Raw genomic sequence first — 15,211 nt, forward strand, 5'->3', positions numbered from 1 at the left:
GAAGGAGGTGATCCGAATTCCTGTCGGTCATCGGGTACGATCAGGGCTTGCGGATACTGGGGAAGATCGCGGCGGCACCCGCCAATGCACCGAGGGCAATTACCGCGGCGACCGCACCCGCGTTCAACTTGCCTGCAGCGTTGATGGCGATCATGCTGGGTCCGGCAGTCGCGATGCCGATCAGGCTCGCCCGAACGACTGCCCAGAAGATTGATCCGCGGAAGATGAGCGGCAGGGTGATGTCCTGTTGATAGTCGGTCGAACTTTCGGCCAGGCCTTCGGTCAGGAAGAGCCGGATCCCGCTGACGCGCCGAATAACGTTTGGCTCGGCCTCGAACAGAAAGCGCTTCACGTCGTACCGAGAGTCAATGATGCTCCGCTTGGCGGAGCCGAACTGAACCCAGTTGTCATTGGCCTCGGCACCCAGCGACGGCTTGGGAGATGTGCTTACGATGGTTGTGAAAACAAACCCAGCGCTTGGCTTGATCTGAACCGCCTTGGCCGGCTCGTAAAGCCTCAGGCAGTAAACCTCGCATTCGTAGCGCTTTCCGGCCTTCAGATCGAAGGCGCCCTGATCGACCTTGAGAGGCTGCGGCCAAGTGCCGAACCAACTACGGGCGCGAACTTCGCTGATACGGACCACGGTGAAAAACGCCGACCTGGCTGTGTTGAAGGTGGTGTGAACGGCGAGGCGATCGGCGGTGGCTTCGAACGTGTCGAGCGATAGCGATTTGTGGCCCTGCCACGCCTGCGTGCCGCTGAAAGCAAAGATCTCGCCGGCAGTGGGCGAGGTGCCGGGAGGCGCAGGCAGCCGCTGCTGGTCGGTGGGACACGCACTTGCCCGTATGTCCACATCTGTGAGGCCTGTCACAAAAGCGTCGGCTGCGACCGTAAAGATGTACGAGGTTCCCACCTTTTCGGCGCGAATGATCGTCACAAAGCGAACAGGGACCAAGGCAAAAGGCATTGGCGCGCTCGCATCCGCGACAAAGCAGACGAGTGCGGCTTCTCCGGCCAGTTGTTCGCGGGGCACACATCCTTGAATGTCGCCGGCAAGAAGCGGGGCACCATAGCGCAGTTGCAGTTGTGCGCCTCGGGGCAGTGCCAGGATTCGGATGATGTCGTCGGAATAGCGTGGTCGGATGTCGGAGGAGATAAGAACGATCATCGGGCGTTGGTCACGGGTCGCTTTCGGACAGGCCAGTTTAGCGGCTCAGCGAACGAAATTTGGCTGACCGGGCTTTGCCTCCCAGGACAGATGGAGCCAGCCGCCGGGAATGTAGTGTGACCGGTTTTGAGCATCGAAAATGCGGTGGCCGCCGCTGTCGCTGACGTTAAGCTTGAGGGGGTTATCGATTCGGACGGTCGATCCATCGGCAAAGCGATACTCGCGCCAAGCTTCGCTCGAGATGTCGGTAAACTCGAGGTCGCTCCCATTATTGAATTCTGGGGCAATTGCGGCAGCCTGGTTCATGATGTCGATCCGATCTCACTCTGTTCCATATCTATACCGTGAGTGCGGCTGCGATGCAGCCATTTCTTTCAAGTCGAACAAACCAGCGCAATTCTCCAGGTCCGGTACCAGCGGGATCGGCGTGTCGAACAGGTCGGCAAGCATCGACGTCATAGGACTCAGCGCCCGCCTTCCACGCCGCCAACTGCGCGCAGCACGACGCCCAAAGGCGTCCAACGTCACCAGACGCTTGATGCCGCGCTCGCGGAAACGGATGAACGGGAAGACTGAAGGCTAGATCCCGATCCCGCGCGAGCGCCCGATGGTCCAGTCGATTCCGCCACCCGACTTGATCGTTCCGGTGACATGCTGGCCGAGATGCTTGTCGATTTGGGGGCGCCAGGGAACCAGTTCAAATCCCATCCCATCGTCGATCATTGCAAATCTGCCAGACGCCAGTTGCAGGCGCTGGCGATACGTGCCCGACACGGCATCGCCCTCGGTACTGGGTCGGTGCGGCAGTCCCGTTCGCGCGGCGATTGCCGCACCCACTTCTGCCAGCTCTAGGGAACGTAGCTTCGTCAGGACATTCCGATCCATGACGATCCGTCCGCTGCGGCGATTGGCGAAACCCTCCGTCACTAGATGCTCGGCGCGATCGAGCTTTGCCTGATCGATACAGGCGCCAAAGCCGCCGCCGGATTGAACAGGGTCGGATGACAAAAGCTGCCGGTCGAGCCAGGTGCTGCCCCGTGCGGTGATCTGCTCGGCGATCGCCAGGTCCGACTGGACCCAAAGTGAGTGGCCCTGCCGTCCCCGCCGGTCGGTCCATGTCCTGAGTTCGACGATCGCGCCAGGCGCAGCATCGCCGGTCTGATCAAGGTCGGTGAAGCGGAGATGATGCACCCGGCCATCGGCGCCATCGACGACGGCATAGGCTTCGCCGTTCAACTCGTCGTGGAGCCCACGTTCGACCAATCTGCCGATGACGGGATCATCGGCCGCGCCGGCGTGCATCGCGAACCGCGCAGTATCAGACGCGGCATCGATGCCGGTCATGGCTCGGTGCATGGTCTTGATGATGTCGCCGCGAACGCCGAGCTGGCGCAATGTGGGCTCGAGATCGGGTTTGAGTGTCCAGCAGGCCGGCGCGATATTGATTGCCAGTCCCAGACGCTCAAGCTGGGCTGCGCGGCCTATCAGGTGACGATCCATCGACGTTTGGACGCGCTGCGGATCGGGCCGGAGATCGATCACGCCGCCCAACTCGTCGGCCTTGCGCTGCAGCCGTCGGTCCAGACTGGTCCAGCGGTCGGCATCGACCTCACGTGCCAAGGCACGATCCATCTCGCGCTCGGAGCGCGGGCCAAGTTCGATGGTCACCCGCTCTTCGGCGCGGCCGCGCATGCCCTCGCGGATATAGTCCTTGTCGATGACAAGATCGCGGCCGTCGTCGGCCTTGCCGCGCATCAGGATGTGGATGTGAGGATTGTCCGTGTTCCAGTGGTCGACCGCAACCCAGTCGAGGCGGGTGCCAAGATCCTTCTCCATGTCGGTGAGCAACTCGCGGGTGAAGACCCGGACATCGGCCAGTTCACCCGCATCCTCGGGTGAGACGATGAAACGGAAGTGATGCCGGTCATCGCCGCAGCGCTTGGCGAAGGCAACGCCATCGGTCGTACCGTCTCCATTGCCAAACAGTTCGGCATCTTTCCCGTCCCGGGTCACCCCTTCGCGCTTCAAATATGTGATGTGCCGCGAAAGTGGTGCTGCCGAAAAGCGTGTACCGACATGCCGGACCACTCGCGCCTTGACCATCACGCGGCGTTGGCCTTGGCGCGACCGCATAGAAAGGGAGGCGCTCCGACCGCGGGCATTGCGTCCAGTGCCGCGACTGCCTCGTCCAGTGATGCCGATACGGCCCGCCTTGTTCGAAAGCGCACGAACCTGTGCGACCAGTGTCTTGGGCTTCGCTGAACGGCTGCCGCGATCCCGGACTCGTCCCGGCTTGATCTCGAAGTCGTCGTCGCTCACGAAGTTTTGGGGTGCCGGGAGGGCGACGGCGCTGGAAATGGCAGAATTGCGCCATTTCTATCGAAAGTTGCCAGCCGAGGTACTGAACGGCTGGCGCTGAAAGTCCAGCAATTCCAACTATTTCCACCCCACCCGACGGCGCCGCTTTTATCTTGCCATCCTCCTGAACCTGCCCCTCCTGCTGCTGCCGTCCCGCACTTCCTCGCGCCACTCCACGCCATGACGCGCCAGAGAAGCAAAGGGACGATCACTGCGGACGCCTCCCCGAAACGGGCGCGAAGAGGCCGTTCAGCGGGGCAGGCGAAGCGGGCATGGAAGTCGGTGGCGCGGCGGCGGCGAAGCCACCGAAAGCGTCCGCCGCTGCATCTCCGCGCACCGCGAAAAGCTGGCCATGTGTCCAGGATTGGCGAACCGGCTGCACTGGCGATGCGCTGGCAACGACCGTTGCCGCGCTTCCGCCAAGCAGCATCGGTGCGATCTTGGCGACATAGGCGCGGGTCTCGGCGGGGAGCGGGCGACCGCGATCCCGCCAATCCTCGTAGCGACCCGGTCCCGCATTGTAGGCAGCAAGGTAGCCAGGGGCACCGTAGCTGTCGTACAGTTCGCGAAGGTAGGATGTGCCCGCCATGATGTTGTCACGCGCGTTGAACGGATCGGCACCCAGTCCGAACCGGGCGCGCTGGCGCGACCAGGTACCGGGCATCAGCTGCATCAAGCCCATCGCTCCCGCCGACGAAACCGCGCCGATCCGGCCCGCACTTTCGGTGCGCATCACGGCGTAGATCCAGTTCTCTGGGATACCGAAGCGCAGCGACGCCTCGGCGACGTGCGAAGCAATGTCGATGGCGCGCGGCTGCGCATGTTCGGCAGCGGCCTGCCCGAAGGCGGGCGCGTTGCCGAACAGGGCAACTGCGAGGAACGCGGCAAGGCCCGAGCGATTCCAGCGCATTGGCTCAGTCCGCCTTGTCGTGCCGGGACGGGCGCGACCAGACCAGTACGTGGCCGGTGCCGTCGTCGCGGAACAGGTTGGCCCGCAGTGGCTGGACGAATGCGGGGTCGTCGATCTGGAATGCGACATATTCACCAGCTTTCTCGCCGGTGCGCTTCCAACCCGCACCGATCTCGCGCGCCTCGTCGCCGTCGCCGGCAATCACTCGGTAATCGGGCGCGTTCTCGTTGTCGGATGGTTCGGTGGGGAGCAGCACCACACCAATGTCGAGCGTCAGCGTCGTGAGGTGTCCGGAAAAGCCATCCTCCGCGGTCACAAAATATCCAATCTTCATCGTTCAGTCTCCTTCGGTTGTTGAACTAGTGGGTTGGTTCGAACGGGGATCGGCGAACCATTGATGGTCGCCATTCCCCGCCTCGTCGGTCCAGACCGGCGTCGCGCGGCCGATGACATCGGCCAGGCGCAGCACGCCGAAATAGCGGCCGTCGAAGCTGTCGGGCGCAGCCGGGTTCATCACGAACAACTCGCCGGTGCGCAGCACTCGGCAGCCCGCCCAGACGGGCAGCGGGCGGCCCAGTCGGTCGCGGGCAAGCGCCGCGCCGATGTACGCGCCGTCGATCGTTATGCCATCGGCAATGCGGCAGACGCGCTGGCCGCTGACAGCGGCGATGCGCTTGAGCAGCGGGACGCCGGTCGGGAGGTAGTTCCGCGCGGCGAGCAACTGGCGGAGTGCAGGCGGCGGCAGAATCGCAATGCGCTCGCCGACGTGCAGGCTCGCCCTGCCGCGGATGGCGTAGAGCCCGGTCGGGACCGAGGCGGTCGCATTCCACACGGCGTAACGCGAGACCGGAATGGTCAGCGTCGCGAGGGTGGCGGCGACAACGACGCTAGCGAGAACGAACAAATGCCGCGTCATGGCAGCAGCGCCTTGCGCAGAAGCCAGGCGCGATGACGCGCAGGCGAATAGCCGCGCGGACGCTCGCGCCCCGCCAGGCGGTTGTGGATGTGCTGCCAATGATCGGGCGCGACCTCGCAGGGATCAATGTCCGACGCCTCGATCGCATCGATCAGGCGGAAGACTTGCGCGACCTTGGGCCAACCCCGGACGGAGAGCAGGAGCTCGCCGCCGGGATCGACCTGCGCGATCGGGATGCAGGGCTCGCCCACGCCGACAGCGCGGACGATCTCGAGCGTAGAGCGGACGGTGCCGTAGTCGTTGGATGCCCAGCGCACCAAGCCGAACACCTGGCCTGCCGCATAGCTCTCGATGCGCTGCCTGCGATCGATAATCCGCTCTGCAACCGGCCTGCCAAATTTGAGCCAGTCTTCGCGCTCGCCTTCGCGCCAGATGAGCGTGACATGGGTCAGGTGCGGGCTATCGCACACCCCCGTTTCGGCAGCCCTGCGCGGTGGTGGAGCGCGGTCTGTCCACAAGCGATCTGACGTTAGCAAGAATCCGAAGGATTCTTTGTTAGCTAAGTTAAGGGCGAATTTCGGCGCAGATTTCTGCGGGTTTGAAGGCCATTGCGGTTCCCGATAGTCCGAACTTTCGGTTCCAGATCGTCCGAGTCCGGCGGTTCCTGATAGTCCGTGTTGCATCACGACATATCCACAGGGCGCAGGCCGACGCGCCGCATGGCCGCGTCGAACGGATCGGCAGGGATCGCAACAAAGCTCAGCCGCTCACGGCCCAGCGCGTGCTCGATGGTGAGTTGGTATCCGGGCAGCGCCTGACGACGCACGATGTCGCGCAGCTCGAACGCGAAGCGTTTAGGCGGCGAGAGCGCGCCGGACTTCATGTGCAGGTGCTGGAAGTCGAAGCTCCAGCCACCCTTCTGCTTGCCGCCGTGCTTGCGCACGAGGCGGTAGAGCCAGCGCTCCAGCCCGCCGGTCAGCGCGAAATAGTCGGAGTCGATGGTCAGCACGAGCGCCTGGTCGATCACGCCTTCGTAGAACCAGTCGGGAATAATCATCTCGATCCCGAGCGCGCGGCCCGAGCCGTCGAGGCGCTCCTTCCATTCATTGATCCACGAGAAGCGGTGCCGCCGCCGCGCATCGCGCTGGCGGATCGAGGTTGCGATCGTGGTCGATTGCAAACGGTCGAGAGCGGCCTTCAACCGCTCATAGCTCGCCTTGCCGGTGCCGCGCCGGGTGAAGGCGAGGATTTCGTGAGGGGTGGCCGCAATCAGCCGCGAGGTCGGACGACCCATGTCGCGCGCTTCGACGATCTGGCTCGCGACCCAGATGAGGACGTCAGCGTCCCAGATGGTCGCCATGCCGTGCTCGGCGGTCGCCTCGACCAGGATCGAGATATCACCCATCCGGAAGTCGATCGGGCGCACACGCTTGGACTTGGCGAGGTTGAAGAACGGCCAGGCCATCAGATCCTGCGCGTCGCGGGCGGCGATGTCGCCGCCGACGCTGACGAGCAGGTCAAGCTGCGAGGGGTTTGCAGGAAAGGTCGACAGGCGGCGCATGGGCTGGCCTTCAGCGCCGCACCGGCGGGGTATAACCGTCGAGCCGCTTGGCAGGGTGGACCACGCCATTGCCCGGATCGCTGGTCGAACGGCGCAGGCCCTGTTCGGCCCAGGCATCGAGATCGGCGATCGCGTAGACAATCCGTCCACCAAGTTTGCTGTAGACCGGCCCGGTACCGAAGCAGCGATGCTTCTCGAGCGTGCGGGCAGACAGGCCCACATGCACAGCGGCATCGGGTGTCCGCAAATAGCGGGCGGTCACTGGGGTCGGTCTGGCGTCCATGGCAAAGCTCCGGCGAAGGGTGGCAACGGCAGCGGGCTGTCGCTGGGGTTCGGGAGCTTTGGCGTTGGTGCGGTTGTTCGGGGGAGCGACAAAATGCGTGTCGGCATTTTGTCGCCCCTGGCGCGCCGTTTGAAGCGCTATTCTGGTCTGGTCAGGCAAGCAGGACGCCGAGGGTGTACATGCCGAAGCCCCGCCCGGCAGGTGCCGGGCGGGGCTGGCTTGGCGATCAGTCGCCGTTGGTGCGGCGCGCGCGCGACCAAATCAGGTTGTAGCTTTTGCCGTCTTCGTCGTCGAAGAGGTTGGCGAAGATCGGGGCGGTGAAGCTCGGATCGTCGAGCTTGACCGAGAGATAGTCGCGGCCTTCGTTCGAGGTCTTGGTCCAGGCGGCCCCGATTTCCGCGCGGCCGACGAAGACCCGGTGCGACGGTGCGTTTTCGTTGTCGCTGGCTTCGGGGACGATGCGAACGTTCTTCTGCTGCACCGACATGGTGACGATCTCGCCCTTGTATTCGTTGCCGGTCTTGGTGAAAGTTCCGATGTTGGCCATGATGCATTCCTTCAAGTTGGTCGAACCCGCGCCCATCGCGACCTCGATGGCTGGTTGAAGGCAGGGGCTTGCGCCCGCTGCACCGGGACGGCCGGAACGCAGTGGAGGACGGCGGCCAGCCGACTTTCTTGTCTCGCGAGGAATGGGCGGTACGACCAGGGGAAGAAAGTCGGTGCAGACGCCGTTGCAGGAAGGGTCCAAGCGGCGAAGCCATCCCCTGCCAACCAGAGCCATTGAAGAGGCCGTAACGGGCTCGGGTCGGACTTGAACCTGGAGTCATGGCCCTGCCCGGACGAGCCAGACATAGCGACATCAAGGTGATCTCATACCGTCGCGATTCTGCGGAAAGTAACCGCTTCCCGCAGTCTCAGTGACTTCGCTGCACGCGCCTCGGGTCAGATCGCGATCCCGCGTTCGGTCCGTCACCGATCAAATCCAGAGAGGCCGCACGCCCTCGGCCTGTCGACGCCGCAACCGCCACAAACTCCCACCTCAAGCGAAAACGGCACGCCATCCCTGGCCCAGCCGCTTGCCCCGTAACGGCCGAATTTACCGTGCCCGGCCACCCGGCAACTGCCGGGCGGGGCTTGGCGGGAGCCCGAGCTAGCGGGTCGCGCGGCTCCATTGCGTCCAGGAAGCGGTCGCAATCACGACCGCGCCGATCAGCGAGATGACCAGTTGCCATGTGCCTTGCGGCATGGTGGCAGCCGCGATGCCGTGGACGGCATGATAGCCGGCGACCGCTGCCGGCGCGGCGAAGGCAAGGCCGATTGCTGCTCGCGTCAGGTCGGACCTGGCAAACGCCAGTGCAAGCCGTGCAGCGGCGAGCAGCGCGATCGCGGCAAGGGAGGCCGCAGCGAGCGCGGCAACGATGCCATTGTCGCTGCGATAGGTTGCCGAACCTGCGAGGAAAGCCATGACTAGCGGGAGCGCAAAGATCGAGAGGCGGAAAAGCAGCGCGCAACACAGGAACACTGCGACGATTATCAGGGCAAGGCCGATCAACATGGCGTCCTCCTTGAAGCCAAGGGCAAGGGACGCGCTCTCCACCACCACCGCAGCGCAATGTGCAGGAAATCCTTAGCAGAAATGCGCCATGACTGGAATACCCAAGGGGCATCCAGCCAGTCGGCGCAACGCGATTTGGCGCGGTCAGGGATTGAACGGATCATATTCGCGAACGATGCTGTGGGCATCGCCATCGAACTCGGAGGTGGGAACGGCACCATAGCCGTTTCCAGCACGGAACAGGGTGACGCAGACCATCAGGGTGCGGGCGAGGCTCCAGGCGTGACGCTGTGCGATGGTGAGTGACATGTTCGAGCTCCTGTCTCGGAGCAGGAACCATCCCCGCTCGACAGGCCCCGGACAGACGGCACAAAGCCGCAATCACCACGAAGGCGCAGCCGCAGTGGCCGCACGCGCAGCGTAGCGGACCCTTCACGGGTTGATTGAGGAAGGCTTTGAGGCGGCCAACGGAATGGCCTCAAAGGGCGGGGTGGTTGCCAGAACAAAGCATGGCTCGATTTGGCTCACTTGCTGCTTGATCTTCTTTGAGCACCAATAACCAAGAAGCCGCTACTTTCGCATTTAGCCAAATATAGACAGGTATCGCTGACATAGCCGACCTTCGTTCGTCCATTCCGGCGTCATGTCCGCCGCCCTTCATTCATCGTTGTTGCACAGTCCGAGTCCACAGCGAGAAGCTTTGCCTTCGCTTAAAAAATACCCAGACAACCGGCGCTGCACTGTTAATCCAGTGAGAAATACGCACTTTAAATCAACATGGATTTGTCAGATATTTTGGTTCTCGCCAGGTTCGGCACCGCCATAGTGGTGAAGGAGACCAAGATGACGGCCTATGACCCCAATCTGATGAAAGCAGCGGCGCAGATGAGTGAGGTGAGCGAGCTTAGCAAGCACGTTAGCACGCGTCTTGTGAAGCCAGAGGTCGAATGGGCCATTGCGCTTGCCGCAATAGATGCGGCCAAATCCGCCCTTGCGAGGTGCTGAGACCGCTGACACGGCAGACGGTTCCAGACCTTGATCGATCCGTGGGAACTGCCGTTCATTCGTGCGCCGTCAATGGCTGTAGTTACCCATTGGTCACTGGCGACATCGAAGCGGCTGGAATCGGCACTTGGCCAAACTTCAGGAGCCAACGGTTGGCGAAAACGTCTCCAAGATGCGGCACTCCGCCACGGTCCCGCCTTCGCAACTGGCAACAGCATCTGCCAGCTCGCGCCTGAGTGCGGTGAGATCGGCGATCTTGCGGTCGACTTCAGCCAAATGTTCGATGACCATTGCATCGATAGTGCCGCAATCGCGCTCGCGTTGGTCCGACAAGCCAAGCAGCGCGCGCACCTGTTCTAGTGTGAACCCTAGATCACGGGTGCGCTTGACGAACCGCAATCGCGTAATGTCGGCCTCTCCATAGGTCCGATAGTTGCCATCCGTCCGCGCAGGCGGAGCGATCAAGCCCGCGCGCTCATAGTAGCGGATTGTCTCGATATTGACGCCGGTTGCGGTCGCCAACTTGCCGATGGTGAACTGCGTTTTCATGCTTGACCCTGTAGCAGCTACAGGGTGCAGAGGGCTAGTCACACCGCTTGTTCGAGAGTGATATTATGGCTTGCAGTAGTTGCCCTTCGGAATCGGAAGGAACGTATCGGGACCCCCGCTGGCTCCGTATCCTGTGGATCGCGCTTGCCATTAATGCGGGGATGTTCGCGGTGGAGATTACTGCCGGGCTGGTCGGCGGCTCCAGAGCCTTGCAAGCTGACGCGCTCGATTTTCTAGGCGACGCCGCCAACTACGCGATCAGCCTTGGCGTCGCGGGCATGGTGCTGGCGTGGCGGGCACGCGCCGCGCTCGTAAAGGGCGCGACGATCATCGCCTTCGGGATTTACGTGCTGGTCTCGACGCTGTTGGCGATGCGTGGCGGGGGCGTGCCTCAAGCTCCTGTCATGGGCGCGGTCGGCGTTGCCGCTCTGCTCGCCAACGTCGGCGTTGCGGCCTTGCTTTACCGTTACCGAGACGGCGACGCGAACATGCGCTCGGTTTGGATTTGCTCGCGCAATGACGCCATCGGCAATATTGCAGTGCTGGCTGCCGCTGCTGGGGTGTTCGGCACTGGGCAGGCATGGCCTGATCTTGTCGTGGCAGCCATTATGGCCGGTCTGGCGCTTTGGGGCGGTGGTCAGGTCTTGCGGCAGGCACTCGGCGAACTGCGCTCCGGCAATGTCACCGGATCGCGCTCTGCACCTTCGAGCGGCCAATCGGCATGAAATACGCAATTGCGATGGTTGCAGCCACCTGCGCGTTCCCGGCGGTGGCACAGGAAGCCGATACCGAGGAAGGCAGCGACGAGATTGTCGTCGAAGCAACCCGTTCGGGGAAGCGCGTGCAGGATGAGGCTATCCGGGTCGAGGTGATCGATCAGGATGAGGTCGAAGAAAAGCTGATGATGACGCCGGGCAATATCGCGATGCTCGTCGCGGAAACCGGCGGGCTGCGAGTGCAGGTGACATCGCCCGCGCTCGGTTCATCGAATGTCCGCGTGCGCGGTCTCGAAGGCCGCTACACGCAACTGCTCGCCGATGGCTTGCCGCTCTATGGCAGCACTGGCGGGATCGGCATGCTCCAGATTGCCCCGACTGACTTGGGCCAGGTCGAAGTGATCAAGGGTGCAGCGTCTGCGTTCTACGGCCCATCTGCGCTTGGCGGGGTGATCAACCTCGTTTCGCGCAAACCGGGGGATGCTCCGCAAGCCGAACTGTTGCTCAACGCCACCAGCCGTAGCGGGCAAGACGCGACCGCCTATGCCGCCATGCCGCTCGGCGGTGGGTTCTCCGCCTCGCTGACGGGCGGATTGCATCGCCAAACCAGCAACGATCTCGACGGCGACGGCTGGATCGATATGCCGGGCTATCATCGCGCTACGCTGCGCCCGAGGCTCTATTGGGAAGGCGACAGTGGGGCCAAGGCTTTCCTCACAGTTGGTGGAATGACCGAGGATCGGCGTGGCGGCACTTTACCGGGTCGCACCGTGCCCGATGGAACGGCATTCCCGCAGGATCAGGATAGCCGCCGCCTTGATGCGGGGCTGGTGGCGGAACTTCCGGTTGAAGGGTTGGGCAAGGTCCACCTGCGCGCATCGGGCGTGACGCAGGACCATCGCCACCGCTTCGGCAGCGTAATCGAGAACGACCGGCACGATACATTGTTCGGCGAAGTGTCGGTCAGCGGCGGTTCGGACAGAACGACTTGGCTGGCGGGAGCAGCGATCCAGCGCGACGCCTTCCGGTCCGAGACCTTTGCGGCCTTCGACTACACCTATTCCGATCCCGGCCTGTTCGCGCAGGTCGAGCATGACGTGAGCGGCGATCTGACCCTTGCGGGCAGTGCACGGGTCGATTTCCACAGCGACTATGGCACCCGTTTCAGCCCGCGCCTGTCGCTGCTCTACAAGCCCGACCGCTGGACCGTTCGCCTCTCGGCTGGTCGCGGATTCTTCGCGCCGACGCCGTTTGTCGATGAGATCGAAGCGGCTGGCCTTTCCCGGCTCGAACCCTTGCGCGGATTGAAGGCGGAGGTGGCGGACACTGCCTCGCTCGACATCGGCTACAAGATTGGCAGAACCGAACTCAATGCGTCGCTGTTCGGCTCCACCGCCGCCAACGCCCTGCGACTGGAGACGCTGCCGAGCGGGGATAGGGTGCGGCTGGTCAATGTGAGCGGCGCGACCCGAACCTACGGCGTGGAACTGCTGCTGCGCCAGCGCTGGGACAATTTCTCGATCACCGGCAGTTACGTCTACGTCGATGCTACCGAGCCAGCCGATACCGGAGCCGAACGGCAGACCGTCGCCCGCACCCCGCGCCATACCGGCGGCGTGGTCGCGATGTGGGAGCAGGAGGGCAAGGGGCGTCTGGGCTTCGAGGCTTACTACACCGGCGGGCAGCGACTCGACGAAAACCCCTACCGCACCTGCAGTCGGCCCTACGTCGAACTTGGGATGCTGGGCGAGATCGTCGTGGGCAAGGTCCGTCTATTCGTGAATGCCGAAAACCTGCTCGACATCCGCCAGACTAATTACGACCGGCTGCTCTTGCCGTCCCGCGCTGCCGATGGCCGGTGGACGGTGGATGCGTGGGGACCGACCGATGGGTTCACGGTGAATGGCGGGATTCGGATTTCGATTGGTGGCAGCTAGGATCAGCCTGAAACTGCCCTGCTCGCCTGCAAATCGGATGCGCTACCTTGTCGGCGACGCGGTCGCGCGCAGTTGGGCGCGCACGGATCACCGATTGGCCTGCGGCGATTCCGAGGCGCGTCCCAGACCGCTGCCGAGCCGCACCACCGCTTCGAACAAATCGCAGACATACTCTTCCTCGACCAGCAGCGACAGCGTGTCGCGCACGATCAAGACCTCACCGCCGCCTGCATCGCTGACGAGCTGAAGCAGGATTGCTTCGTGTTCCGAGACGTGATTGCAGGCCAGGCGGCAAAACTCGAGATTCTCAAGTCCTCCGCGGTTGAGTCCCGCCATCATGCGCAGGAATGGCTGGAGACCCGCAATCATGTTCTGCCTGGCAAAAGCCGCCCCGATGACAAGGCCGGGGCATTGCCTGCGCCCGACTGCCTGGACCCAGCTGCGCATCGCCCAGACGAGCAACCGGCTGGCGGGATCGAGCTCGGCAACCGGACGGTCGACAATTGCATACATTCTGCGGGTCTCCAGCAGGCCGGTATCAGAGATCGAAACGCACGGTCGCGATCACCGTGCGCGGTGCGCCGGGGAGGTTGAGCAGCGGAGAGGTGCCGTGACCGGATATGAAGTAGCGCTTGTCGAAGAGGTTGTAGGCATTGAGCTGGAGACGCGCCGGACCCAGCCTGACCCAGGCCAGTGCATCGACGGTCACGTAGGCCGGTAGCGTCACGGTGTTGCCGGGGTTGGCAAAGCGGTCACCGACATAGTTGCCGCCGAGACCGAACCCGAAGCGGCCGGCAAAGTCCCTGCTCACGAACAAGTTGGCGCTGTGCCGGGGCGTAATCGTGGCGCGCTTGCCTTCGACCGGTTGTCCGCTCTCGACCGCGAGCGAACGGATGATCCGCGCGTCGAGGTAGGAATAGCCCGCGATCGCCCGCCACCCCGTGGCGAGGTCGAGGTTAGCCGACAGCTCGATGCCGCGCGTGCGCTGGGTGCCGATCGGGATCAGCACGGTCGAGCCGGGCGCGGCCGACTTGATCCCGGTCCGCTCGAGTTCGAACAGCGACACCGTCGCGTTGAGCCGCCCGCCGAGCAGGGTGTACTTGGCGCCGACCTCCTTGTTGGTCGTCTCTTCCGGTTCGATCCCGGCATTGTTCGCGGCAAGCGCGAAGCCTTCGCCCGAGGGCTGGAACGAGCGGCTCCACGATGCATAGTAGCTCTGCGCGTCGTCGGGCTGGAAGACCAGACCGACACGCGGGCTCCATTCCGCATCCTTGCGATAGAGGTTGGGCAAGGCAAGCCGCTGGATCGTGCGCTGCTCGAACCAGTCGCGGCGCAGGCCGACCAGCGCCTTGAATCCCGAGCCGAAATCGACGAGATCCTGGACGTAGATTCCCTCGTTGCGGAACCGTCCCTCGTTGTAGGTCGCGGGTGTGCCGCCAAGGTCGATCGGCACGATCGGCAGGACCGGGTTGAACAGATCGACCGTTGTGAAGCCGTTGGACGAATAGAGCTGCTGGAGCTTGGTCTGGCGGGCGATCTCGAAACCGTAGAGCACCGTGTGGCGCGTCCCCGCGAATTCGAAGATGTGAGTGAGCTCGAGCTGGTTGGACCAACCGTGCTCGTCGCGGAAAAAGTTCGAGCGGTTGAGCGAAACCAGCGGGCGCGGCCGCGTTGCCGTCACCGGCAGCACCGCCCCTGACAGCGTGTTGCGCCGGTCGAGGTCGTAGTCGTAGCGGCGGAACCCGTCGCGCAGGCTCAGGCTGTCCGAGAAGCGGTGCGTTAGGCTGATCGTCTGCGAGGTAACCTGCGAACGGCTGACATCGGCGTCGCGGGCATTTGCCGCGCCGTAGTAGGTTTCCGGGGCCACATCGACCGGGCGGCCCTGATAGGCCGGGATGCCGAAGTCGGTAATCCGCGCGTCGCGCAGGTAATCCGCCTGGAGCAGCAGTTCGGTATCCGGCCCCGGTCGCAGCAGCAGCGACGGAGCGATCGCTTCGCGGTCGAGGAACTGGAACTGCCGGAAGCTGCCGCTGCGCTCGAGCGCGCCGGTAACGCGAAACGCAACAACACCGTCGGTGGCAACCCGGCCGAGATCGAACTCGCCGCGCTTGATGTCCCAGCTTCCCGCCGACAGGGTGAACGAGGCGACATTTTCGCTGGGCTTGCGCGTCACGCGGTTGATCAGGCCGCCGGACGATCCGCGCCCGTAAAGCACCGCCGCCGGGCCTTTGACGACCTCGATCCGTTCGACGT

The 15,211-nt window shown here is 63.6% G+C and carries 18 protein-coding genes; 3 read left to right on the forward strand and 15 right to left on the reverse strand.

Annotated elements, in window-relative coordinates; genetic code table 11:
* Window positions 1-40 precede the first annotated feature (40 nt).
* The 12 genes from B0I00_RS14565 to B0I00_RS17210 all read right to left on the reverse strand — a co-directional run bounded on the left by B0I00_RS14565 (window position 41) and on the right by B0I00_RS17210 (window position 9,060).
* A complete protein-coding gene (locus tag B0I00_RS14565) occupies window positions 41-1,168 on the reverse strand; it encodes a hypothetical protein (RefSeq protein WP_100868118.1) in 1,128 nt (375 codons plus the stop codon).
* 45 nt (window positions 1,169-1,213) lie between these two features.
* Window positions 1,214-1,474: a hypothetical protein gene (locus B0I00_RS14570; RefSeq protein WP_100868119.1), complete on the reverse strand. Its 261-nt coding sequence runs from the start codon at window positions 1,472-1,474 to the stop codon at window positions 1,214-1,216.
* A 273-nt stretch (window positions 1,475-1,747) separates the two neighbouring features.
* The gene (locus B0I00_RS14575; protein ID WP_408635251.1) at window positions 1,748-3,271 is read right to left on the reverse strand and encodes a relaxase/mobilization nuclease domain-containing protein; all 1,524 of its coding nucleotides are present in this window, start codon (window positions 3,269-3,271) and stop codon (window positions 1,748-1,750) included.
* Between the two features lie 463 nt (window positions 3,272-3,734).
* Window positions 3,735-4,436 carry a lytic transglycosylase domain-containing protein gene (locus B0I00_RS14580; RefSeq protein ID WP_100868121.1) on the reverse strand — a complete coding sequence of 234 codons (702 nt, stop codon included), beginning with the start codon at window positions 4,434-4,436 and terminating at the stop codon, window positions 3,735-3,737.
* A gap of 4 nt (window positions 4,437-4,440) precedes the next feature.
* Window positions 4,441-4,770, reverse strand: a complete 330-nt coding sequence (locus B0I00_RS14585; RefSeq protein ID WP_100868122.1) for a DUF736 domain-containing protein — start codon at window positions 4,768-4,770, stop codon at window positions 4,441-4,443.
* Between the two features lie 3 nt (window positions 4,771-4,773).
* Entirely contained in the window at window positions 4,774-5,352 is a 579-nt protein-coding gene (locus B0I00_RS14590; RefSeq protein ID WP_100868123.1) for a S26 family signal peptidase, read from the reverse strand.
* On the reverse strand, window positions 5,349-5,870 hold the full coding sequence (locus tag B0I00_RS14595) for a DUF2840 domain-containing protein (protein ID WP_232730271.1): 522 nt from the start codon (window positions 5,868-5,870) through the stop codon (window positions 5,349-5,351). Before B0I00_RS14595 ends, B0I00_RS14590 begins: the two co-directional genes overlap by 4 nt.
* A 164-nt stretch (window positions 5,871-6,034) precedes the next feature.
* Entirely contained in the window at window positions 6,035-6,913 is an 879-nt protein-coding gene (locus tag B0I00_RS14600; protein ID WP_100868125.1) for a replication initiator protein A, read from the reverse strand.
* Window positions 6,914-6,923: 10 nt separating this feature from the next.
* Window positions 6,924-7,196 carry a helix-turn-helix transcriptional regulator gene (locus B0I00_RS14605; RefSeq protein WP_100868126.1) on the reverse strand — a complete coding sequence of 91 codons (273 nt, stop codon included), beginning with the start codon at window positions 7,194-7,196 and terminating at the stop codon, window positions 6,924-6,926.
* A 226-nt stretch (window positions 7,197-7,422) separates the two neighbouring features.
* Window positions 7,423-7,743: a DUF736 domain-containing protein gene (locus B0I00_RS14610; RefSeq protein WP_100868183.1), complete on the reverse strand. Its 321-nt coding sequence runs from the start codon at window positions 7,741-7,743 to the stop codon at window positions 7,423-7,425.
* Window positions 7,744-8,346: 603 nt separating this feature from the next.
* Entirely contained in the window at window positions 8,347-8,751 is a 405-nt protein-coding gene (locus B0I00_RS14615) for a hypothetical protein (RefSeq protein ID WP_157812589.1), read from the reverse strand.
* A gap of 144 nt (window positions 8,752-8,895) precedes the next feature.
* A complete protein-coding gene (locus tag B0I00_RS17210; protein WP_198519263.1) occupies window positions 8,896-9,060 on the reverse strand; it encodes a hypothetical protein in 165 nt (54 codons plus the stop codon).
* A 468-nt stretch (window positions 9,061-9,528) separates the two neighbouring features.
* Here B0I00_RS17210 and B0I00_RS14620 point away from each other — a divergent pair, with 468 nt between their 5' ends.
* Window positions 9,529-9,756 carry a hypothetical protein gene (locus tag B0I00_RS14620; RefSeq protein WP_100868128.1) on the forward strand — a complete coding sequence of 76 codons (228 nt, stop codon included), beginning with the start codon at window positions 9,529-9,531 and terminating at the stop codon, window positions 9,754-9,756.
* A gap of 138 nt (window positions 9,757-9,894) precedes the next feature.
* On the opposite strand, the gene B0I00_RS14625 is transcribed toward B0I00_RS14620, so the two are convergent.
* Window positions 9,895-10,305 (reverse strand): MerR family transcriptional regulator, encoded by a 411-nt coding sequence (locus B0I00_RS14625; protein ID WP_100868129.1) that lies wholly within the window; start codon window positions 10,303-10,305, stop codon window positions 9,895-9,897.
* 65 nt (window positions 10,306-10,370) lie between these two features.
* Here B0I00_RS14625 and B0I00_RS14630 point away from each other — a divergent pair, with 65 nt between their 5' ends.
* Together B0I00_RS14630 and B0I00_RS14635 are read left to right on the forward strand one after the other, a co-directional pair.
* Window positions 10,371-11,030, forward strand: a complete 660-nt coding sequence (locus tag B0I00_RS14630; RefSeq protein WP_100868130.1) for a cation transporter — start codon at window positions 10,371-10,373, stop codon at window positions 11,028-11,030.
* Window positions 11,027-12,958, forward strand: a complete 1,932-nt coding sequence (locus B0I00_RS14635) for a TonB-dependent receptor plug domain-containing protein (protein WP_100868131.1) — start codon at window positions 11,027-11,029, stop codon at window positions 12,956-12,958. Before B0I00_RS14630 ends, B0I00_RS14635 begins: the two co-directional genes overlap by 4 nt.
* A gap of 87 nt (window positions 12,959-13,045) precedes the next feature.
* Here the strand turns inward: B0I00_RS14635 and B0I00_RS14640 are convergent, their stop codons facing one another.
* Complete coding sequence (locus B0I00_RS14640) at window positions 13,046-13,471, reverse strand: hypothetical protein (RefSeq protein WP_100868132.1); 426 nt, start codon at window positions 13,469-13,471, stop codon at window positions 13,046-13,048.
* A 25-nt stretch (window positions 13,472-13,496) separates the two neighbouring features.
* Window positions 13,497-15,211: TonB-dependent receptor (locus B0I00_RS14645; protein ID WP_100868133.1), on the reverse strand; the 1,715-nt coding region annotated here is incomplete at its 5' end.

Source organism: Novosphingobium kunmingense, from assembly GCF_002813245.1.
Lineage (GTDB): Bacteria > Pseudomonadota > Alphaproteobacteria > Sphingomonadales > Sphingomonadaceae > Novosphingobium > Novosphingobium kunmingense.